The sequence below is a fragment of the Streptomyces sp. CNS606 genome (genome assembly GCF_000426325.1).
Genome location: NZ_AUFD01000006.1, coordinates 340,624 through 362,219, shown reverse-complemented (window position 1 = coordinate 362,219; position 21,596 = coordinate 340,624). Strand labels below are relative to the sequence as shown.

At 72.9% G+C, this 21,596-nt stretch carries 19 protein-coding genes; 7 read left to right on the top strand and 12 right to left on the bottom strand.

Annotated features, from left to right (window positions below):
• Positions 1-33: 33 nt before the first annotated feature.
• A complete protein-coding gene (locus K304_RS0103415; RefSeq protein ID WP_027762597.1) occupies positions 34-1,422 on the bottom strand; it encodes a hypothetical protein in 1,389 nt (462 codons plus the stop codon).
• 388 nt (positions 1,423-1,810) lie between these two features.
• Between K304_RS0103415 and K304_RS0103410 the strand changes: the two genes are divergently transcribed.
• Together K304_RS0103410 and K304_RS0103405 are read left to right on the top strand one after the other, a co-directional pair.
• Positions 1,811-3,208 (top strand): hypothetical protein, encoded by a 1,398-nt coding sequence (locus K304_RS0103410; protein WP_158687292.1) that lies wholly within the window; start codon positions 1,811-1,813, stop codon positions 3,206-3,208.
• Between the two features lie 341 nt (positions 3,209-3,549).
• Entirely contained in the window at positions 3,550-5,481 is a 1,932-nt protein-coding gene (locus K304_RS0103405; RefSeq protein WP_027762595.1) for an anthranilate synthase family protein, read from the top strand.
• Between the two features lie 189 nt (positions 5,482-5,670).
• On the opposite strand, the gene K304_RS0103400 is transcribed toward K304_RS0103405, so the two are convergent.
• Positions 5,671-5,988 carry a hypothetical protein gene (locus K304_RS0103400; protein ID WP_027762594.1) on the bottom strand — a complete coding sequence of 106 codons (318 nt, stop codon included), beginning with the start codon at positions 5,986-5,988 and terminating at the stop codon, positions 5,671-5,673.
• Between the two features lie 184 nt (positions 5,989-6,172).
• On the opposite strand from K304_RS0103400, the gene K304_RS27100 reads away from it, so the two are divergent.
• Positions 6,173-7,459, top strand: coding sequence for a WXG100 family type VII secretion target (locus K304_RS27100; RefSeq protein WP_486591556.1), 1,287 nt, complete (start codon positions 6,173-6,175; stop codon positions 7,457-7,459).
• A 59-nt stretch (positions 7,460-7,518) separates the two neighbouring features.
• Positions 7,519-8,844, top strand: a complete 1,326-nt coding sequence (locus K304_RS0103390) for a hypothetical protein (protein WP_027762593.1) — start codon at positions 7,519-7,521, stop codon at positions 8,842-8,844.
• 84 nt (positions 8,845-8,928) lie between these two features.
• Here the strand turns inward: K304_RS0103390 and K304_RS0103385 are convergent, their stop codons facing one another.
• The 4 genes from K304_RS0103385 to K304_RS27095 form a co-directional block, all read right to left on the bottom strand.
• Positions 8,929-9,957 (bottom strand): 6-phosphofructokinase, encoded by a 1,029-nt coding sequence (locus K304_RS0103385; protein ID WP_027762592.1) that lies wholly within the window; start codon positions 9,955-9,957, stop codon positions 8,929-8,931.
• Positions 9,958-10,140: 183 nt separating this feature from the next.
• Positions 10,141-10,827 (bottom strand): response regulator, encoded by a 687-nt coding sequence (locus K304_RS0103380; protein WP_027762591.1) that lies wholly within the window; start codon positions 10,825-10,827, stop codon positions 10,141-10,143.
• On the bottom strand, positions 10,820-12,028 hold the full coding sequence (macS, locus tag K304_RS0103375; RefSeq protein ID WP_486591555.1) for a MacS family sensor histidine kinase: 1,209 nt from the start codon (positions 12,026-12,028) through the stop codon (positions 10,820-10,822). Before macS ends, K304_RS0103380 begins: the two co-directional genes overlap by 8 nt.
• A 28-nt stretch (positions 12,029-12,056) precedes the next feature.
• Positions 12,057-12,929 carry a lysophospholipid acyltransferase family protein gene (locus K304_RS27095; protein WP_078528448.1) on the bottom strand — a complete coding sequence of 291 codons (873 nt, stop codon included), beginning with the start codon at positions 12,927-12,929 and terminating at the stop codon, positions 12,057-12,059.
• 187 nt (positions 12,930-13,116) lie between these two features.
• Here K304_RS27095 and K304_RS0103365 point away from each other — a divergent pair, with 187 nt between their 5' ends.
• Together K304_RS0103365 and K304_RS0103360 are read left to right on the top strand one after the other, a co-directional pair.
• Entirely contained in the window at positions 13,117-13,887 is a 771-nt protein-coding gene (locus K304_RS0103365) for an alpha/beta fold hydrolase (RefSeq protein ID WP_027762589.1), read from the top strand.
• Positions 13,874-14,455, top strand: a complete 582-nt coding sequence (locus K304_RS0103360) for a hypothetical protein (protein WP_037789083.1) — start codon at positions 13,874-13,876, stop codon at positions 14,453-14,455. The genes K304_RS0103365 and K304_RS0103360 overlap by 14 nt, the downstream gene beginning before the upstream one ends.
• Positions 14,456-14,754: 299 nt before the next feature.
• On the opposite strand, the gene K304_RS0103350 is transcribed toward K304_RS0103360, so the two are convergent.
• The 6 genes from K304_RS0103350 to K304_RS0103325 form a co-directional block, all read right to left on the bottom strand.
• Positions 14,755-15,582: an endonuclease/exonuclease/phosphatase family protein gene (locus K304_RS0103350; RefSeq protein ID WP_027762587.1), complete on the bottom strand. Its 828-nt coding sequence runs from the start codon at positions 15,580-15,582 to the stop codon at positions 14,755-14,757.
• Positions 15,583-15,615: 33 nt separating this feature from the next.
• Positions 15,616-16,557 carry an ROK family glucokinase gene (locus K304_RS0103345; RefSeq protein ID WP_027762586.1) on the bottom strand — a complete coding sequence of 314 codons (942 nt, stop codon included), beginning with the start codon at positions 16,555-16,557 and terminating at the stop codon, positions 15,616-15,618.
• Positions 16,558-16,685: 128 nt separating this feature from the next.
• Positions 16,686-17,255 (bottom strand): DUF5304 domain-containing protein, encoded by a 570-nt coding sequence (locus K304_RS0103340; RefSeq protein WP_027762585.1) that lies wholly within the window; start codon positions 17,253-17,255, stop codon positions 16,686-16,688.
• A 60-nt stretch (positions 17,256-17,315) separates the two neighbouring features.
• A complete protein-coding gene (locus K304_RS27090; RefSeq protein ID WP_078528406.1) occupies positions 17,316-18,689 on the bottom strand; it encodes an ArsA-related P-loop ATPase in 1,374 nt (457 codons plus the stop codon).
• A complete protein-coding gene (locus K304_RS0103330) occupies positions 18,686-19,132 on the bottom strand; it encodes an SRPBCC family protein (RefSeq protein WP_027762584.1) in 447 nt (148 codons plus the stop codon). The genes K304_RS27090 and K304_RS0103330 overlap by 4 nt, the downstream gene beginning before the upstream one ends.
• An 86-nt stretch (positions 19,133-19,218) precedes the next feature.
• Positions 19,219-19,980: a metallophosphoesterase gene (locus K304_RS0103325; RefSeq protein WP_027762583.1), complete on the bottom strand. Its 762-nt coding sequence runs from the start codon at positions 19,978-19,980 to the stop codon at positions 19,219-19,221.
• Positions 19,981-20,159: 179 nt separating this feature from the next.
• Here K304_RS0103325 and K304_RS27085 point away from each other — a divergent pair, with 179 nt between their 5' ends.
• On the top strand, positions 20,160-21,560 hold the full coding sequence (locus tag K304_RS27085; protein ID WP_078528403.1) for a GNAT family N-acetyltransferase: 1,401 nt from the start codon (positions 20,160-20,162) through the stop codon (positions 21,558-21,560).
• Positions 21,561-21,596 lie beyond the last annotated feature (36 nt).

Below are 21,596 nucleotides of genomic sequence, written 5' to 3'. Positions count from 1 at the left end.
CCCTCCTGCCACTGCTGTCGCAGCCGGTCGCCCTCAGCGCGCCTCCGCCGAGGCTTCCGCCTCTCGCCGTTGCTGACGGCGTCCGGAGGGACGCCATTTCGCCTGTCGGAGGCGCATCCCCAACACGGTGCAGAGAGCCACGGCGACGATGGCAACCTGGACAAGCTCCTTGCCGCCTCCGCCGACCGGGAAGGCCACCGCCGCCGCCAGCACCGCCAGCCCCAGCCACACCACCGCGCCGAGGCGGAACCGTGGCGGGCGAACAGCCCCCGATCCCAGTTGCGGCACCGCCGGGCACGATTCCGGAGCGATCGCTCCCAGGGCCTGCCCCTGAGCGATCGGCCAGTCCGGCTTCCGGGGCATCCAGCCGCGCACGTACCGCGCCTCGTCACCACCGCCGACCACGAGAACGGCGGGCAGCATCTCCCCCTTGCGTCCCGGCCGTTCACGTGGCGGCTCGCCGTTCCGCGGTCGTTCCCAGTACAGCCATGCGGTGCGGCCGTACAGCACATCGGCGAGATGCTCCACGTCGACATGGCGGCTGACGTACAGCAACCGCTCGCCGTCCTGGGCCGTCAGACGCAGCCCGACCCCCAACTCCCTCCGTCCCTCGGGCGCCGTGCCGCTCAGGGTTACCGCGAGCGCCTGCACACCGCCATCGCGTAGGGCGTCCGTCAGAGTCTCATTTCCGCTGTACGGCTTGCCCCGACGCCAGAGCAACAGAGCCAGACCCGTCACTGCGGTGACAGCACAGAGGCCCAGCAGCACACCTGACGGGCGTACGGTGCCGCTCCGCAGCGCCACCAGTTCGCCGCGTGTCGCGGTCAGGTGGGCCTCCTCCCGACCGGGGCGGTAGAGCGCCCAGAGCGTGCCGTTCGGCCGTACCTGTTCGGAAGTCTTGATCGTGCCGCGCAGGGGAGTGTCCTGGCCGTCGGCCGCTGCATCGGCGAGGGCGACCGAGACGGTCGACGTGTACGTCGTCCCTCCGCCGCGTACGGGGCTGGAACTCTGCGCCCTCACCTCGGTGACCGTCACCGGGGCGATGCGTGCCGATCCGGCGCGCGCGTCCGCGAGCTGAGGCGTCACGTGCTGTGCGGAGCCGAAGAGGAGGAGGGCTGCCGACACCAGGACGAGCAGCACACCGAGGTGCCTTCGCTGCGCGCGATCCGGCCACCAGTCACCCGTCGGCCGCCGACCCGTCGGTGCCGAGGGCGCCCGTGACGTGGGCGGCTCCGGGGCCGTCGCCGGGCCGTGGCGTGTGCCCACCCAGGACACCACGAGCCCGAGCGCCGAGACCGCCATGCACGCCAGTACGTCCCATCGAGGGGCAGGCTCGACATAGCGCAGCAGGAGGGACGCCGGGACACCCGCGAGGCCGCCCCACTGCAACACGCCGCCGACGTCATACGCCTTGATGGCCATAGCCTCCGCCCGGCTTCGGCAACCATTTCACCGCGTCGAGATTTCCATCGAATGCGGTTGCCCGCGAGCCTTCGGCGGAACATCGACGACATGGATGAAGAGTTGACGCACATTCGGTTATGTCAGATATCGGGCTTGCTTCCCTGTCTGCATCAGGTACAGGATCCCACGCTGCGTGTCGACTGTGACGTGGGTCCCGCGCCCCAGAACCCGTCCTCCCGGCCACGTCCCTGTCACCGACAGCGCCTGCCCGCTGTCGGACATGTACGGGCAGCGTCCTAGAGTTGAGGGTCGCTGAGGGGGGTCACGAGAGAATCCTCGGAGGAGTGGCGCTGGGAACCGGTGAAGTGACCAGAGGCGAAACCAGGGCGTTGGAGGAGGATTTCGGATGAACTCTGGTTCTCGTGCGGTCGCGATGTGGCTGACGCTCGCAGCCTTGGGGTTCATCGCACTGTTCGTGATGATGTCGGAGCGTTTCTCGGCTGCGACACCGCGCTGGGATCTGATCGGTTGCTTCGCCGTGACGGCAGTCGGCGTCGTCGGGTGCCTGGTGACGGTGCGCGGAAAGAGGTTCACTGCATTCGGTGAAGTCGGGGCACGGCCCTGGTGGCCCGACCTGCGTGCTGTGTGGAGGGGGTTGTTCGTACCGGTTTCGCTGATGGCGCTCATGTACTTCGTGGCCGGTATCATCAACATATCGCCCGTCGCCTTGCAGATGGTTGAAGAGGGGCACGTCATCGCGACCGTGGAGGTCGACGACGTCCTGTCGAGTGAGCGTGAACGCGGCAGCCGGGGGGAGAGGTACTACAGCGTCAGAGTGAGAGCTTCGGTGCCCTACACCGACGGCGACGCAACCAGGGTTTGGGAGTTCGATTCCCCCCAACGAGTCGAGAACGGCGACGAGGTCTGGGCGCTGTACGCACCTTCGAGGCCGGATCTGGGGGCCTTCCTTGAAGAGGACCGTGGAGAGGTGGAACAGAAGGCTGGAGGGCCATCGGCAGGCCTTCCCTACATGATCCTGACGATCTTCTCCGCCTTGCTCATAGCCGCTCTCGCCTACACCGCTCCCGGTCTGCCGCGGCATGTCAGAAGAGCCCTCCGGGAAGGGCGCGTCCGGCATCTGCCCGTTCGGTCTGCTGTCGGCACGGCCACCCTGGCGGAGAGTCCGTCGGCGAAGGACTACAACAAGACGGGTCCCAACGACAAGCCCGAACTCAAGCCTCATCCCTGCCTGCTGCAGCGGGGGCCCGCAGGCGAACGTATCGAGACGGCGATCGGCAAAGGCATCGATCCGATGGGGGTCGCCAAAGTCCTTGAGGGGCGCCAGAAATGCTCTCCGATGATGCTGTACTGGATCGCGTCTGGCGATGATGCGGGGAAGGGGGTACTGGTTACGGGGAGCTACTACCTGCGCTGCGTGAAGGTCGCCGAGTCAGGTCAGAATTCGGTTCCGGAGAGCGGAGAATCAGTGGCGCATATCGCCGCACGCCGCAAGCTGCGGGAGATACGTCGCTTCCCGGAGTGGAGGGCCGATCTGCACGTCGATGGATTCGGCTGGGCTCTTTTCATCTTGCTTCTCCTCGGAGTCATCGCCCTCGGCGTCGGTATCATTGCGACTATCGTTCTCGCTGTCATCGCTTTCGTGGCCGGGCTCGTCGTCCTCTACGGCGCTTCAGCGGAACGTGAGGCCGAGTTGTCCGAACTGATTCCCGAGTCGCGGGATGAGGATGCCGGACACGCTTCGGACGAGGGTCCCCAGTCGTCCCCCGGGGAGGGGGCACGGTGAACGATGCGACAGAGCGAAGGGAAGGCGTACTGCTGGTGGCCACCGAAAGCTCCGTGACGGCGCTGAGTATCCGGCGCGGGCCGAGCCTGGCCCCCCTGTAGCGCCGGTCGTCCGCGTGCACCGGGCACCGGTGTCAGGGCAGGCGGACGGCCGGGGTGTGCCGTAGGGTGACGGCATGCACGCGCAGCCCGCGATGAACTGGTGGTGGACCGCTCACTCGGCGGCCCACTGACTGCGCGCGCACCACACAGACGACGCGAAGGCCGCCCGAGGGGCGGCCTTCGGCGTGTCCGGCGCCACCGGCTCGCGGCCGTTCCCTCCACAGCCCGGAAGGGAACACCGTGAACACCAGCGCCGCCCACCTCGTCGCCCGGCTCACGGCGGACGATGCTCCGCCGTTCGCCCTGCTCCGCAGGAGAGCCCCGGGGCGGGACCACGACACCGTCGAAGTCCTCCTCGGGAGCGTCCGTAAGGCCGGAAGCCTCGCGGAGCTGCCCGACCGCTGCCTCGCGCTCGTGCCGTTCCGGCAGATCGCCGAGCGCGGCTGCGACGCCGTGGACGACGGCACGCCCCTGTCGGTACTTGCGGCCGACGAGCAGCACGAGCTGCCCCTGGCGGACGTGGTCGCGGCGCTGCCGCGTCACCGTGTCGCCGTGCGGGACGGCGCCTTCGACGTGGACGACGACGCCTACGCGGACACCGTGCGCCGGGTGCTGCACGACGAGATCGCCACGGGCGAGGGCGCGAACTTCGTCGTACGGCGGACCTACCGCGGTCGGGTCGACGGGTTCGGCCGCACGGACGCACTGGCCCTGTTCCGGCGGCTGCTCGCGTGCGAACGCGGCGCGTACTGGACGTTCGTGGTGCACACCGGCGACCGGGTGCTGATCGGGGCGAGCCCGGAGGCCCACGTGCGGATGTCCGGCGGGACGGTGGTGATGAACCCGATCAGCGGCACGTACCGCTATCCGGCCGCCGGGCCGAGCGTGGACGGGCTGCTCGACTTCCTCGCCGACCGCAAGGAGACGGAGGAGCTGTCGATGGTCGTCGACGAGGAGCTCAAGATGATGAGCGTCGTCTGCGATCGCGGGGGAGTGGTCGTCGGGCCACGGCTCAAGGAGATGGCGCATCTGGCGCACACCGAGTACGAACTCCGGGGCCGCAGCACCCGCGACGTGCGCGAGGTGCTGCGCGAGACGATGTTCGCCGCGACCGTCACCGGCTCGCCCGTGGAGAACGCCTGCCGGGTGATCCGCCGGCACGAGCAGGGCGGCCGGGGCTACTACGCCGGTGCGCTGGCCCTGCTCGGGCGCGACGCCGACGGAGGACCGACGCTCGACTCGCCCATCCTGATCCGCACCGCCGACATCGACGCGGCCACCGGCGCGCTGCGGGTGGGCGTCGGCGCGACGCTCGTCCGGGGCTCGGACCCCGCCTCCGAGGTCGCGGAGACACACGCCAAGGCGGCCGGCGTCCTCACCGCGCTGGGCGTACGCGAGGCCCCGGCCCGGACGGCGACGGAACGGCCCCGGCTGGCCGACGACCCCCGCGTGCAGGAGGCACTCGCCGCACGGCGCACCGCGCTGGCGCCGTTCTGGCTGCGGATGCAGGAACCGGACCGGGCGGCGAGCCGTGGCCCGGCCCTCGTCGTCGACGGTGAGGACGCCTTCACGGCGATGCTCGCCCACCTGCTGCGGACGTCCGGCCACGAGGTGATCGTGCGCCGCTACGACGTTCCCGGACTGCGGGAGGAGACGCTGCGTCACCCGGGTCCGGTCGTCCTCGGCCCCGGCCCCGGCGATCCGACGGACACCCGCGACCCGAAGATCCGGCTGCTGGGCGGCCTCGCCCGCGAGCTGCTGGACCGGCGGGCGGCCGGGGAGGGCCCGCCGGTCCTCGGCGTGTGCCTGGGCCACGAGATGCTCGCCGCCGCCCTCGGGATCGCACTCGTCCGGAAGGAACGCCCCTTCCAGGGAGCCCAGGAGACCGTCGACGTCTTCGGCACGCCGCAGACTGTCGGCTTCTACAGCTCCTTCACCGCCCGCTGCGGCGACCGCCACGCGGCCGAACTCGCCGCCCACGGGGTCGAGATGAGCCGTGACCCTGCCACCGGGGACGTGCACGCGCTGCGCGGACCGGGGTTCGCCGGCGTGCAGTTCCACCCGGAGTCCGTGCTCACCCTCGACGGAGCCGGAATCGTCGCCGCCCTGCTGGCCGACCTGAACCCGGCCTCGGCAGACGGCCGTTCGGAGAAGGCGGTGACTTCCTCGTAGTGCGCGGGCGGCACCGTCTCGGGCCGGGCCGGGTGTCGGTGGGTCGGAGGATGTCGGTGCCGCCTAGCGCTAACCACGGTGCCCTCGTCAACCCCCGCCCTTGGGCCAGGTCCTTCGCGGCGTGGGAACCCGTTGAAGCCACCGGTATCGAGCGTTCCCCAGACCGGCGGTTCGGCGTGTGGCCGACCGCTACTTGCCCTTGAACATGTCCTCGATGGCTTCGTCGGCCGCTTCGGTGTTCTTGTTGTTCTGCTTGAGACCGTCGGAGATGTCGTCGAGATGTGTCTGGAGGCCCTCGACTGCTTCCCGCATGCTGTCCGCCAGTTCGATGTAAGAGCTGGTGATTTCCTCCGATTCCGTCAGGATGCCGAAGCCGTCGTGAATGGCTTCGGAATCGGTCTTCGGTTTGAACTTGGCGAGCTGTTCTCCCAGGCTTTCGGCCCTCTTGCCGAATTCCCGGGACAGCTCCTCCAATGCGCTGTGGCCGATGTAGAACTCGTCGGACATGGTCTCCCCCTAGTCTCAGGCCCCGTCAGGTCGTGCGGTGGGCCAGGCTAGCGCGTGCCCCGACTCCGTTCGGACGGGGGCGGGCTGCCGTATCCGGTAAGGGCCGAACTCCGTTGCCAGCTGGGCAGGTTCCTCCACAAGGGGGGCACAAAGCCTCCGCGAGGCGGCGGTTAGAGTGTCGCCGGTGCCCGGCCGCCGGCCGCTGTCCTACGGACCGGCAGCAGCGGGGGCGTGGAACGGCACCGAGATCCGAGACGACGAACGCGGGGGCGACATGGCCGAAGAGGGTGCCGTAGAGAAGGTCTACGAAGCCGGGCTCGAACTCATCAACCCGGGCGGTCGGCCTGACGTTCTGAAGGACGCCGCGAAGGCGTGGCGGGACATGGGTACGCATCTCGACACGTTCGCTGTGGAGATGGACCGGAAAATCCGCGCCAAACACGGCACGGAATGGCGAGGTCCCGCCGCTGATGCCTTTCTGGCTCACTGGGAGACGGTCAAGAAGTCCATCGAGGAGTCGCAGGACATCTTCGACGACGCCGCCAAAGGGCTTGAAGACGCGGCGGACAACATCGAGAAGGTCAACGATGAGATTCACCAGATCTACATCGAGATCGGTGTGACGATCGCCGCGTCGGTCGCCACCTCCTTCATCACGCTCGGGTTCTCTGCGGCAGCCGGTGCCGCGAATGCCGCACGTCTCGCTGCGCAGGCGACGGCCGCCGCCGCACGCCTGGGACGCCTGCTGTCCGCCATCGCCAAGACCTTCAAGCTCCTGAGCACCGTGACGCGGGGGAGCAGGTCTGCGAAGTACCTCTTCCAGTTCGGCATCGAATACGGCGCGAACGTCACCACCAGCCTGTTGAGCGGCAAGGGGAGCGAGTGGGACAAGAACCTCGTCAATGCCGGCTTTGGCATGGCGGGTGGTGCAGTCGCCGGAAAGTTGCTGGGCAACGTCGGCGAGGGCATGGCCCGCAACGTGGGCGAGGGAGCCCTGGGTGGCGCCTTGGGCAGCCTGGGCGGAGACACGGCGAACAACCTGATTCATGGTGAGAAGTTCGACGCCTCCCAGATGTTGATCGGCGCCGCGGGAGGAGCCGCGGGAGGCGGAGCCGGTGGTGGGCTGAAGCACCTGGCCATGGACAACTTCGCTCCTGCGGCCCCGGAGGCGCCGACCGGGACGGGCACGTCCGATCCGGCGCCCGGCGACGGCTCCTCTGACACGGCGTCGGACGGGGCGGTGCAGCCCGAGGTGGGGCGGGATCACTACAGCGACGCCGCAGACCTGGCGCTGGGCAAGCCTGCGGGTATCTTCTTCGGCGAAGAAGCGAACGATGCCAAGGACGCGGACGCGGACGCGGACGAACCGGCCGGGCCCACGCGTGAGGAGATGCGGGCCGAGAACGAACGGAACGCCGCCGCTGCGCGCGGGCATGCGGACAACACCACCCTTCAGTCGGAGTTCGGATGAGTGGCGACGGGGGTGCCCCGGACCCGTACGGGCGGGGCGCCGGTATGCGGGAGGCAAGGATGAATGCGCCGGACGGCGGGGGAGAGAGCGCGGTCCGGCCGGCCGTGACGCTGGGCCGGGTGGTCGGCGCGCTCGGGACGGCGGCACTGGCCGGGCAGGCGGCGGTATGGCTCTGCGTCGGGGATCCCGCACTGCGGGCCGCCCTCACGTGGTGGTGCGCCGGTGCCCTCGTCCTGTGCTTCGCCGCCGTGCTTCTGGTGCAGGTCTCGGCCCGGGGCACCGACGTCCGGAGCGCGTACCGGGCCGCGTGGCGTCTCGGGGTGGGGGGTGCGCCGAGTCGCCGGTGGCAGGCGGTGGTTCCCGCGCTGGCCGGCCCCGCCTACCTGGCGCTGCTGGTCGGGCTCGGGGCCTCCGCACTGCAGGAGGCGGGCGACGCGGAGAAGATCTCCGCCGCGGGAGCCCGCGTCGTCGCCGCGCCTGTCGAGGCGGTGGACCCGCAGGGCAAGACGGGCAAGGGGCGCTACGACGACTATCGCGCCGTCTACGACGTGCGGCTGCCGGTGAGCGGCGTCGGCGGCGCCGAGGCCGCCGACGGGCGCTCGGTCCGCGTCGAGGTGCTCAGCAGCGCGTACCTGGGTGAAGGAGACACCCTGTACGTCGCGTACGCGCCCGAGGACCTCGGGCTGCGGCCGGTCGCCGACGAGGAGCGCAGTCAACTGGAGCAGGAACTCGCGGGGTTGCCCCTCACCTTCCGCGCGTGGGTAGCGGTGCTCGTCGCCTGGGGCGCCGGGACGCTGTGGCTCGCCTTCCGCGCGGTGCGCGGCGCCGCCGGGTTCCGGGTGGAGAAGGCCGCGGGAACACCGGTGGCCCTACCGGTGACCATCGACGGTCATGTGCGGCACGCCACCGCGCCGGACGGCCCTCCGGGCCTCCTGCTGCGCGGCGACGGTGTGGAGATGCCGTTCGAGCCGGCGGGCGGCTCGGCACGGGCCGCCGCTGCCGCCCTCCAGGGACAGCAGGGCAGCGTGCTGTGGGAGCCGGCCGGCGCCGGCGGCGCCGGCGGGAAGGCCCCGGCCGTGTTCGTCGCCCCGGAGGGCCGGCGGCTGCACGGATCCGTGGCCGTCGCGAGGTGCCGCGAGGTCGAGGCGCGCGGGCAGGCGCGGGCGGTGGCGTCCCAGGGAGCCGGCGGGCGCGACGTCGACTTCGGCCCCGTCTGGCCCCTCGCCACGCGTCCGGGTGTGCTCGGGCTGTTCTTCCTGGCGTACGCGCTGCTCACGCCGCTCCTCGTGCTGCCGCACAGCGGCGGCTGGGGCATCGCATGCGGCGTCGCGAGCGCCGCCGCCGCGGGTGCCGGATTCCTCTACCACTGGAACCGGGCGGAATAGTCGGGGAGGCCGCCGGGAGCGGCGCGGTGTGGGGACGGCCGTCCCCACACCGGTTGGGGCCGCCGGGGTGCGGCCGGCGGCCCGTCAGCCGAAGAAGACGCCGGCCTCCTCGTAGAGCGCGGGCGGCACCGTTTTGATCCGGGCCGTGGCGTCGGCCAGCGGCACCCGGACGATGTCGGTGCCGCGCAGCGCGACCATGGTGCCCCAGTCGCCCTCGTGCACGGCGTCGATCGCGTGCAGGCCGAAACGGGTGGCGAGCCAGCGGTCGAACGCGCTCGGCGTGCCGCCGCGCTGGATGTGCCCGAGCACCGTCGTGCGGGCCTCCTTGCCGGTGCGCTGCTCGATCTCCTTGGCCAGCCACTCGCCGACGCCGGACAGGCGCACGTGTCCGAAGGAGTCGAGGGAGTCGTCCTTGAGGACCATGCCGCCGTCCCGCGGGACGGCTCCCTCCGCCACCACCACGATCGGCGCGTAGCTCGCCTTGAACCGCGACCGCACCCAGCCGCACACCTCGTCCACGTCGAACGGGTGCTCCGGGATGAGGATGCAGTTGGCGCCGCCGGCCAGCCCCGAGTGCAGCGCGATCCAGCCCGCGTGCCGGCCCATCACCTCCACCACCAGCACCCTCATGTGCGACTCGGCCGTGGTGTGCAGCCGGTCGATGGCCTCCGTCGCCACGTGCACGGCGGTGTCGAAGCCGAAGGTGTAGTCCGTCGCTGACAGGTCGTTGTCGATCGTCTTGGGCACGCCCACGCAGTGGACGCCGTACTCGTCCGTGAGCCGGGCCGCGACCCCGAGGGTGTCCTCTCCGCCGATCGCGATCAGTCCGTCGACCTCGGCCTTCGCCAGGTTCTCCTGGATGCGGCGGACGCCGTTCTCCTGCTGGAAGGGGTTGGTGCGCGAGGAGCCCAGAATGGTCCCGCCGCGCGGCAGCGTGCCCCGCACCGCCGGGATGTCCAGCGGCATGGTGTCGCCCTCGACCACGCCGCGCCAGCCGTCGCGGAAGCCGACGAAACGGTGGTCGTACTCCTGGACGCCTTTACGGACCACGGCGCGCATGACCGCGTTCAGGCCGGGGCAGTCGCCCCCGCCGGTGAGCACTCCGACCCGCATGGGATCTCCCTTCTCCGCGTGACCTCTCCGCGTGACCGCCGACGCACAGCGGCCACGCTAGCGGTGATCCAGGTCACAACGGGATGGGGGAGTGCGACATTCCCGGCGCCGGGCGGGAAGGGGGCGCCCACTCTCACCCGTACGAGCGACCGCTACGGCGCCGGGCGGGAGCGGATCGGCAGTTCAGCCGTCGTCGAGGCCGCGCTCGATCGCGTACCGCACCAGCTCCACGCGGTTGTGCAACTGGAGCTTGCCCAGGGTGTTCTGCACGTGGTTCTGCACCGTGCGGTGCGAGATCACCAGGCGCTCCGCGATCTGCTTGTAGCTCAGCCCCTTGGCGACCAGCCGCAGCACCTCGGTCTCCCGATCGGTGAGCTGCGGCACTCCCGGCTCGTCCGGCGCCGCGGCGGGCGGTTCGGTGGCCAGACGGCGGTACTCGCCCAGCACCAGCCCCGCCAGACCCGGCGTGAACACCGGGTCGCCGGCGGCGGTGCGCCGCACCGCGTCGATCAGCTCCTCGGTGCTCGCCGACTTCACCAGATAGCCGGTGGCGCCCGACTTCACGGCCTCCAGCACGTCCGCGTGCTCCCCGCTCGCCGACAGCACCAGCACCCGCAACGCCGAGTCGGCGCCCACCAGTTCACGGCAGACCTCGACACCGGGCAGCTCCGGCAGGTTCAGGTCCAGAACCAGCACGTCCGGCACGGCAGCCCGCGCCCGCCGTACGGCCTGACGGCCGTCGCCCGCGGTCGCGACCACGGCGAAACCCGCCGCCTCCAGGTCGCGAGCGACCGCGTCCCGCCACATCGGGTGGTCGTCGACCACCATCACCCGCAGCGGCTCCCGCTCGCCCGTCGCTTCCTCAGCCATCCTTCGGCACCCTCATCTCCACCTCGGTCCCCTGCCCCGGCACCGACACCAGTTCCGCCGTCCCGCCCAGGTCGCGGAGCCGGCCGCGGATCGACAGCGCGACGCCCATCCGGCCCTCCGCCTCGGCCGTGGCCAGACGCCCGGCCGGAATGCCCGGACCGTCGTCCCGGACGGTCACCAGCACCGCGTCCGGCTCGTCCTCCAGCAGGATCCACGTCCTGGCGTCCGCCCCGGCGTGCTGCCGCACATTGTCCAGGGCGGCACCGACAGCCGCGGCCAGTTCGCGTGCCGTCTCCGGCGCCAGCAGCACCGGGGTGCCCGGCTCGGAGAAGGTGACCAGGGCGCCGGCGTGCCGTGCGAGCAGCTTCCGCAGATCGTACGGCTCCCCCGGTTCCACGGCCCCGGGGCCGCCCGCCGCGCCGTGCGGCCCCGGCTCCGGCCCGGCAACGGCCTGCGCCGCGTAAGCGGCCGCCGGAGCGGGCAGCGGCGGCGGGCCGCCGGAGACCAGCGCGCGCAGCGCGACCTCCTGCTCGCCCGCCAGGCGTCCCAGCTCCGCCGCCTCCCCGCCCAGCGAACTGCCGCGGCGCTGCACCATGGCCAGCACCTGGAGGACGCCGTCGTGGATGTCGCGGGCGAGCCGCTCGCGTTCGCGGGTGGCCGCCTCGATCTGGAGCGCGCGGGCCAGGGTCCGCTCGCTGGCCCGCGCGACCTCGACGACGTAGCCGATGGCGATGCTCGCGACGCACACCAGCAGCACGTTGTGCACGGTGTCGCGGGACGGTGCGCCGCGCTCGACCAGGTTGGCGACGCCGACCAGCACCGAGGCGCCCGCCGCCCACCGCCACCCGCCCTTGATCGCGAAGCCCAGTACGGCCCCGGCCGACCAGATGGACGGCAGCGTGTTGATGCCGCTCTCCACCCGCGCCATCGTCTCGGTGAAGCGGGTCAGCACGATGCCGGTGAGCGCGATGGTCAGCTCACAGACCAGGAACGGGTAGCCGCACCGGGCGGCGGACACCGTGCGGGTGGCCGTCGCCAGCGTCCACACCACCAGCAGCGCCACGAAGCCGACCGCGAGGTACGGGCGCACGTAGTGGTCGTAGGCCAGGACGCACAGGCCCGCCGCGTAGGCCGCGCTCAGCAGGCGGTAGCCCGTCAGGGCCCGCCACAGCGGCTGTTCCACCGACATCCTCGCCGGCATCCGAATCCCCCCTCGTGCACCGCGTGCGCTACGCGGCGTTCCTTCTCTCGCCGTGCTTCCCCGGCTCACCCTGCGGGTCGTGCCCGGCCCGTTCGCCCGCCGCGGGCGTGCCCTCCGGCTTCCGCGTCGGCCGCTCCGCGGCCGGTTCCGCCGCGCCGGCCGCCTGCGCCGACTCCGGTTTCCGGGTCTGCTCGGCAGCCTGCGCCTTCTGCGCCTCTGCCGCAGCCTTCGCCGCGTCCGCGATCTGCCGCTTCGCCGCCGTGGCGTAGATGTCGACGTACTCCTGGCCGGACAGCTTCCAGATCTCGTACATCACCTCGTCGGTGACGGAACGCTGGATGAACCGGTCGTTCTCCATGCCCTGGTAGCGGCTGAAGTCGAGCGGGCGGCCGATGCGGATGCCCGGCCGCATGAGCTTGGGCCGGATCTGTCCGGGCGGCTGGATCTTCTCCGTGTCGATCATCGCGACCGGGATCACCGGGGCCCCGGACCGCAGGGCGACCCGTGACAGGCCCCCCGGCTTGCCGCGGTAGAGCCGCCCGTCCGGCGAGCGCGTGCCCTCCGGGTAGATGCCGAACAGCTCGCCCTTCTCCAGCACGCTCAGCCCGCTGCGGATCGCGGCCTCGCCCGCGCCGCGCACCCCGGACCGGTCGACCGGCAGCTGACCGACGCCCTTGAAGAAGGCTGCGGTGAGCTTCCCCTTCACTCCCGGTGCCGTGAAGTACTCCGCCTTCGCGATGAAGGTGACCTTGCGGTCCAGCACCGCGGGCAGGAAGAAGGAGTCCGAGAACGACAGGTGGTTGCTCGCCAGGATCGCAGGCCCGGTCGCCGGCACGTTCTCCAGCCCTTCCACCCAGGGGCGGAAGACGAGCTTCAGCGAACTGCCGACAGACAGCTTCATCGCTCCGTAGAACACCCGAGGACCTCCTGTACCTGACGGAACCGACCATATCCCGCGCAGCCGCCGGTATCCCCGCGCGCGCCGCGGACACCGCCGCAGGCGGTGTGCTACCCGGGTCACCCCGCGCACGCGTAGGGTGGCACCGTCCGACGTCCTTCCCGCGATGTGGTGCGAAGGGAGACCCGCGGTGCCGATCCTTCCCGGAGCCGAGCCGATCCGTCACGACGGCTCGCAGACCGGCGTCCTGCTGTGTCACGGTTTCACCGGCTCGCCGCAGTCGCTGCGTCCCTGGGCGCGCCATCTGGCGGACCGCGGATACACCGTGTCGCTGCCGCTGCTGCCCGGCCACGGCACCCGCTGGGAGGACCTCCAGGTCACCGGCTGGGAGGACTGGTACGCGACGGTCGACCGCGAGCTGCGCTCGCTGCGCGCCCGCTGCTCGGAGGTCTTCGTCTGCGGCCTGTCCATGGGCGGCGCGCTGGCGCTGCGCCTGGCCGCCAAGCACGGCGACGACGTCGGCGGCGTGGTCGTGGTCAATCCGGCGAGCACCTTCCCCCGTCTCGAGGGGTACGCGCTGCCGGTCCTGCGGCAGCTGGTGCGCTCCACCCGCGGGCTGACCGACGACATCGCCAAGGAGGGTTCGCACGAGATCGGCTACAACCGGGTGCCGCTGCACGCCGCCTACTCGCTGCGGAACTTCTTCCGCCGGCTGCGCACCGAACTCCCGGAGGTCACCCAGCCGTTGCTGCTGCTGCACAGCCGCACCGACCACGTGGTGCCGCCGTCCGACTCGGCGCTGATCCTCTCCCTCGTCTCTTCCGCGGACGTGACCGAGACGGTGCTGGAGGACAGCTACCACGTGGCGACCCTGGACCACGACGCGGAGCGGATCTTCGCGGACACCCACGGCTTCATCTCCCGGATCTCAGCGAGGACGACGGCACGTGACGGAGCGTAAGGAGGGCGCGGGCGGTTCCGGCGAGGAGCGGGAGCCCGCACTGCCTGCCGACGAGGAGGCGGCGTGGGCGCAGATCGTCGCCGCCTACGGCGACGAGCCCGACGACCGGCCCGACGACCGGCCCCACGACCGGCCCGAGGACGAGTCCGGCGAGGCGCCCGGCGGTGCGGACGAGGACCGCGACGCCCGGGACCGCGAGCGGGCGGGCGAAGCGGAGGAGACGCAGGCCGGGCCGGCCGACCGGCCCGCCCGCAGCTTCACCGTGTACGCCGCCGGCACCGGCCCCCGCGACTGGGAGCGCCCGGACACCGAGGACGACGACCACTTCACGCCACCGGAGCCGCCACCGCTGCCGGAGACCGACGCCACCACCAAGTTCGGGTGGCTCGGCGCGCTCGGCGGCCCCCTGCTGCTCATCGGGGCGGTGCTGTTCGACGTCTACATGTCGTGGTGGATCGTCACGCTCGGCGTCGGCGGCTTCCTCGCCGGCTTCGCCACCCTGCTGACCCGGCTCCGCGACGACCACGACGACGACCTGGGCGACCCCGGCGGCGGCGCGGTCGTCTGACCTGCGGCCCTTCCGGGTCCGCCGCGGTCCTGCCCGCACGGACGATCCCGGCAACCGCCGGGCGACGGACGCTGCCGGTAAACGGAAGTGCGCCGCGGGCCCGTTCCCTGCGACGATGGGGCGCCCGCAGCCGGAGCAGCTGGCGCGGGCGACGGTAGGAGGGGGAACCGACCGTGCTGACCCTGTTGTTCGTCTTCACCGCGGTGGCGCTGCTCACCGGCTGGCTGGTCGCGATCGAACTGCGCCGCGAGCGCGCCCGGGCGGGCGGCGACGGCTGACCGGGCCACACCCGCCCGGCGTCAGCCGTCCGTCGGCCGCCCGCCGTCCCCGCACGGCGCGGAGGCCGGTACGCGGAGCGCCGCCAGCACCGGCAGGTGGTCGGTGGCCGCCCGCAGGTCCCGTTCGGTCACGCCCGGCAGCCCCTTCGGCACGCCGCAGCCCAGCACCTCCACGTCCGGCGACGCCAGCACGGCGTCGATGCGCTGGTGCGGGTCCGACGGGGTCGAGGTGTGCTCCCCGCCCCACGGCTTCGTCGCCCAGCCGTCCTGCAGGGCGTCCGTGAGCCGGCGGAAGGCCCGGCCGCGCGGCCGTTCGTTGAGGTCGCCCGCAGCCACGGCGTACGGGGTCCGCCGCCGCATCTCGGTCAGGCGCTCCAGCAGCATGCCGGCCTGCGCGTACCGCTCGTCCTTCTGGAGACTGAGGTGCGTGCTCAGCACGCCCAGCCGGGCGCACGGTCCTCCGGGCCGCTCCGGTCCGAAGCGGAGCCGGGCGGTGGCGAACCCGCGCCGGTGAAGCCCTGGCGTCAGCGGCAGCAGCAGGTCTTCGGCGTCCTCGACGTGGGCGCGCAGCGACGCCAGGATCATGGGCCCGGCGGCGGTCGCCCCGCCCGTGACGTGGACCAGGCCGGACTCCCGCGCCAGCCGCGCCGCGTGCTTGCGCCAGCGGAAGAAGCGCGGCGCCTCCTGCACGCACACGACGTCGGGGGCGCACGCCCGGATGACCCGGGCGAGCGCCCCCACGTCGTCCCGCAGGGAGCGGACGTTGTAGCTGAGCAGCCGCACCACGGCGGAGCCGTCCGGTTCGGTGCGCGACCCGGGCAGGTCGGCGAGTACCGAAGCAGGTGTCATACGCCGCAGCGTACGCCGTGGCCGGCCGCTCGATCAGCCCTGACGCGCCAGGTCGGCGGCGCCCACCAGGCCCGCCTCACCGCCGAGTTGGGCGGACAGCACCTGCGCGTGCGGGCGCCAGTTGCCGCCGACCAGCCAGCGGCGGAACGACTTGCGGATCGGCTCCAGCACGAGGTCACCCTCGTCCGAGACGCCGCCACCCACGATGAACGCGGACGGGTCGAACAGCGAGGCCAGGTCGGCCAGCCCGGCACCGGCCCAGCGCGCCAGCTCGCGGAACGCGTCGACCGCGACGGGGCAGCCCGCCCGTGCGGCCTGGCTGACGTGCCGCCCCTCGATACCGTCCGGAGTGCCGTCGCCCAGCTTGAGGAGGATCTCGGCGTTCTCGGGAGTCGCGGCGGCCCGCTGCCGCGCGTAGCGCACCAGTGCGCGGCCGGAGGCGTACTGCTCCCAGCAGCCCTGACTGCCGCAGCCGCACAGCAGTCCGTCCGGGACGACCCGGATGTGGCCGAACTCCGCCGCCACGCCGAAGCGTCCGCGGTGCAGCCGCCCGCCGATCACGATGCCGCCGCCCAGCCCGGTGCCCAGGGTGATGCAGACGACGTCGTCGTGGCCCTGGCCCGCGCCGAAGCGGTACTCGCCCCAGGCCGCGGCGTTCGCGTCGTTCTCCACCACGACCGGCAGGTCGACGCGCTGCTCGACCTTGTCCTTGAGCGCCTCGTGGCGCCAGGCGATGTTGGGGGCGAAGAGGACCGTCGCGCGCTTGTCGTCGACGTACCCTGCGGCGCCGATGCCGACCGCTTCCACCGTGTGTTCCGCGCTGACCGTACGGACCGCGTCCGCGATGGCGTCGACGACGCCTTCGGCGGTGGGCGGGGTCGGAACCTTGCACGTCTCGAGGATCGAGCCCTCTTCGTCGACCACGCCGGCCGCGATCTTCGTACCGCCGATGTCGACGCCGATGGTGAGTCCCATGTGTCCCTCAGTTGTTCCGTCGATCCCCGCTGCGCACGAGGGTACCGGAGGGGTGTGTGGCGCAGCGCACGCCGCCGGGGAGTGGGACGCGGGGAAGGGACGCGGCGGAGGGAACGGCTGGGGCGCCGTCAGTCGAGGTCGATGCGTTCCGGGCCGGCGGGGCCGTCGTCGTCGTCCCGCCGGTCCGTCGGGCGGGTGCCCTTCGCGCCGTCCGGCCCCTCGGGGCGGTTCACGTCTCCCGGCCGGTCCGGGCCGTCGGGGCGGTCCACGCCTTCGGGGCGGGGCTCGTCGCCGCGCGGCGCGGGGGCCGCGTCCTGCGGACGCAGGTCCGCCGACCAGCGCTGCTCCTGCCCCTGCACGGCCGCGCGGTAGGCGGCCGCGATCTCGTTCCCCGCCGTCGCGAGGTGGTCGAAGATCTGCGGGTTGCGCTCGACGACCGGCTCCACCACGGCACGCGCCTGCGCCAGGAACTGCTGGGCGAACCCCTGGGCGGCGAAGCCGCCCGGCGTCCCGGCGAAGGGCTTGCCGATCTCCGTGACCTTCGCGGACACGGCGTCGGCCAGCCGCCGCAGCTCCTCCGAGGCGCTGACCGGCTGTGGACCGTATGCGGCACGCCGCCGCTCCCGCTCCGCGGCGAGGTCCTCCTCGCACGCCTCGGCCCAGGCGTCGGCGTCGTTCCGCTCGAAGGCATCGCTCATCGTGGGGCTCCCGTGCTGGGTCGGCTTCTTCCTCCGACGGTACCGGACCCGCCTTCCGGCTCAGCCCTGCGCGGAGTCCTCCGCGGTGCCGGCGGCCGTGCTGTCGGCACCGCCCTCCGTGGGGTCGTCGGGCCGCTCGGGCCACAGCGACGGATCCGGCTCGAACCGCACGCACAGCTCGCCGTTCTCGAACGCGGCCCCGGTCACCCGGCAGCGCCGCAGCGCCGACGGCAGGGGCAGCGTGCGCCGGTGCGGGCCGACTCCGACGACGAGTTCGTCCCCGCGTCGTACCAGCCCGAGTGCTTCCTTCCGCGCGCCCGGCAGCGGCAGCCGCCAGTGCAGCCTCCCCTCGGCGGCGCGCTTGTCCTCCACCGTGCCCGGCGCGCCGCTCCGGCCGGGGACGAAAACGCCGCCTCGCGGCGGCTCGGCGGCATCCGGGGAGGCCGCGGAGTCCGGGGAGCCGACGAGGTCCGCAAGCTCCGCCAGCTCTGCCAGGTCCGCCGTCCCCAGCGGCGCACGCCCCAGGTGCGGCACCTCCCGCACCGGGAGCCCGCGCACCGGGTGCGCGCGCAACGCCTTCAGCGCGGCCTGCTGTTCACCCGACAGCGCGGCCAGGAACGGGTCACGCGAGCGGGTCGGCAGGACGCGGTTGGCGACCACTGTGTCGCACCGCAGCCCGTACAGGGCCAGCGCGGCCCGCGCCGAGTGCAGCCGCTCCACGGCCGCGTCGCCGGGCTCGGCGACCAGCCGCACCGCCGTCCCCGGGGCCGCCAGCACCCCGGCCACGTCGGCGAGTTCGGCACGGAACCGGTCCGCCCCGGCATACAGGCCCGGCGGCGGCATCGGGACACCCGCCAGCCCGGCCAGCAGCGGGCGCAGCGCGCGGGCGGCCTGTTTCTGCGGCGGCAGCAGCCGGTCCAGGTACCGCCGGACCTGGTCCGGGAGCGCGAGCGTCCGCAGAGCCCGCTCCACGGGCGGCAGATCCACCACGACGGCGTCCCACCGCGCCCGGCTCCCGGTTCCCGTCCAGCCCTGGGCCGCGGCCCGTCGCACGGCCCGCAGCACCGCGAACTCCTCCGCGCCGGGCAGGGGCGTGAGCTCGTCGTCGTCCAGCGCCTCCGCGCCGGTGAACCGCAGCAGCGTGTCGCCGCGTTCGCGCAGGAGGGCGGCCAGCGCGCGGAGTTCGGCGTCCGGGTCGACGCGTGCGGCCCAGAGGCCGGTGCCGGGCTCGGCCTCGGCCGGTTCCCCGGCGGGTATCCGTGCGCCCAGCACCCGTTCGAGGACCCCGTCCTCCTCGGTGCTCAGCAGCAGCGTGCGGGCGCCGTCCCGCGCGGCGGCCAGCGCCGTCGCCGCCGCGACCGTGGTGCGGCCGGCGCCGCCGGTGCCCGTGACCAGCAGCAGCCGCGGACGTCCGGAGAGGCCGTCGGCACTCACGTGCCCAGCGCCTCGACCCGCTTCTTCAGCCCGTCCAGGGCGCGGTCGATGATGACCTTCTCCGCCTTGCGCTTGATCATGCCGAGCATGGGGATCTTGACGTCCACGGTCAGCTGGTACGTCACCTCGGTGCGGTCGCCGCCGGCCACCGGGTGCAGCCGGTAGGAGCCGTCCAGGGAACGCAGCATCTGCGATTTCACCAGCGACCAGTGCACCTCGTTCTCGTCGACCCAGTCGTACGCGAGGGTGTGCTCGTCCCTGATCGCCCCGGCGTCGAGCAGCAGCCGGACCTGTTCCGCCCGCCCGAGGTCGTCGGTGGAGACGACCTCCGCCTCCTTCACCTCGCCGGTCCACTCGGGGTAGCGCGCGAAGTCGGAGATCACCCCCATCACCTCGGCGGGTGCCGCCTCGATGGTGATGCTCGAGCTGGTGTGTTCGGCCATCTCCGTGGCTCCTCCGTCGTGCCGCCGCCTGTGGTGTGCGGTGGCAGGCTACCGCCCGGAAGGCGGCCGTTCGTCCGCGACGCCGGTCACCACGTCAGAACCCACGGCGTGCCCGTGGCGTTGAAGTGGCCCACGTTGACGCATTCGGTGCGGCCGATGCGCATCCGTCGGGTCAGCGGCTGGTGGACGTGTCCGAAGAGGTGGTAGCGCGGCCGGACCTCGCGCACCGCCTCCAGGAGCGCCGCGCTGCCCCGTTCGAACCGGCGGGCGACGGTGTCGTAGCACAACTCCGGAACCTCGGGCGGAATGTGCGAGCACAGCACGTCGACCTGCCCCAGCGCCGCGACCTTGGCCGCGTACGTCTCCTCGTCGATCTCGTACGGCGTCCGCATCGGGGTGGGCAGGCCGCCGCCCACGAAGCCGAACCGGAGGCCGCCGATGTCACAGGTCCCGCCGTCCAGCACCGTCGTGCCCGGCCGGGCGTACTCCGGCCACAGCGGCGGCACGTCCACGTTGCCGTAGGTGGCGTACGTCGGGCTGGGGAAGGCGGCGAACAGCTCGGCGTACTGGCGGCGCACGGCCTCCTCGGTGGCCGCCCGACGGTCGATGCCGGACCACAGCCGGGAGGACAGCGCGCGGGCCTCCTCGAAGCGGCGCGCGGTGCGCAGCGCGACGATGCGGTCCGCGTTCTCGACGCCGAAGAGGTCGGGGAAGATGCCCCGCGAGTGGTCGGCGTAGTCGAGGAAGAGGACGAGGTCCCCGAGGCAGAGCAGCGCGTCGGCGCCGTCCCCCGCCTTCGCGAGATCCGTCGCGTTGCCGTGCACGTCGCTCACCACATGGACCCGCATCCCCCCACCTTAGAGGCACCGTCGGCCGCTGCCGCCGCCGTTCCACCCCGCGGCCGGAGCGCCCGGAGCACCGCGCAGAGCGGCACGGTGCCCGGGCGCGACCCCGCGGCAGCGCTCGTCAACACCGGGGTAACAGGCCGTTAGCACCCCTGGCACACCGTTGCCGGAGGGTGGTGCGCATGGCAGATCCACAGCACCTCCTTCCTCCGTCCCGCGGCCATTCCGGGCTCGGCGGGCACGGCGGGCACTGGCGCCGCGACCTCGTCGAGCTGGCGGCGCTGTTCACCGCCGTGACGGTCACCGACCTCGCTGCCAAGACGATCGTCGGCGGACCGCACGGCGCCGGCCTGCTGGCCGCGTCGGCGCTGGTCCTCGTCTGCACGGCAGGCCTGCACGCATGGTGGTCGCGCCGGCGCGTGCCCGCCGGAACGGCTCCCGCCGCGCCCCCGGTCGTCGCCGACACCGCGCTGTGGCGGCTCCGGACGACCGTCCGCGAGCGCCCGGGCGCACTCGCCGCGCTCTGCACGTCCCTGGCCGGACTGCGGGTGGACGTGCTGGCGCTGCAGACCCTGCCGTTGGGCCCGGGAGACCCCGCGGCGGGGCCCGACGGCGGCGCGAAACGCCCGGAAGGGGCCGACCACACCGTGGACGAGCTGGTGGTGAGGGCTCCCGCCACGGTGGACGCCCCTGAGCTGCGGCGCGCCGTGACGGCCGCCGGCGGCCGGGACGTCCTGGTGGAGGAGGCCGACGCGCACGAGCTGGTCGACGGCACCACCCGGGCGCTGGAACTGGCGGCCCGCATCGCCCACGACTCGGCCGAACTCCCGCCCGCGCTGCGCCGGCTGCTGGGACGCTGCACGATCCGCGCGGAGGCCGCCGCCCCGGCGCCGGGCGGTGCGCCGTCCGAACGCCCCGGGGACCGGAACGCGTTCACACCGCGCCGCCTGCGGCTGGCCGACCCCTCCGGCGGCGTGCTCGTCGTGGAGCGGCCCCACGCTCCGTTCACGCCGGGGGAGTACGCCCGTGCCCGCGCTCTGGTGGCACTGGACCGGCGGCTCGGCAGGCGCCTCCCCGCGGAAGTGTGGCCCGCCACCGCCCGCGACGGAGGCGAGCTGGCCCTGCGCCGTGCGGACGGCCGCGACCTGCCCGCCGTGCGCGAGCTGCACGCCCGGTGCTCCCGGCAGACGCTCGCCGAGCGCTACCACGCGCCGGTGGCCGACCCCGGCCGGTACCTGGGCGGGCTGCTGTCCCCGCACGTGGGCCGGACCGTCGTGGCGCAGGACCGGTCCGGACGGACGGTGGCCGTCGGCCACCTGCTCTGGGACGGGGAGGAGACCGAGGTGGCCCTCCTGGTCGAGGACGCATGGCAGGGGCGCGGAGTGGGCGGCGCGCTGCTGCGCAGGCTGATGCGCATCGCCGGGGAGAGCGGGTGCGCGGACGTGTACGCCGTCACCTCCCCGGCGAACGCGGCGATGATCGCGGCGATGCGCGGCCTGGGGCTCCCCCTGACCCGGGAGGACCGTGACGGTGCGGTGGTCCTCACGGTGCGGCCGGCCGGGGCGCGGGCGTCCGCTCCCTGAACGCCGGTCGCCGACGCGCCCGGCCGGGGTGCCCTC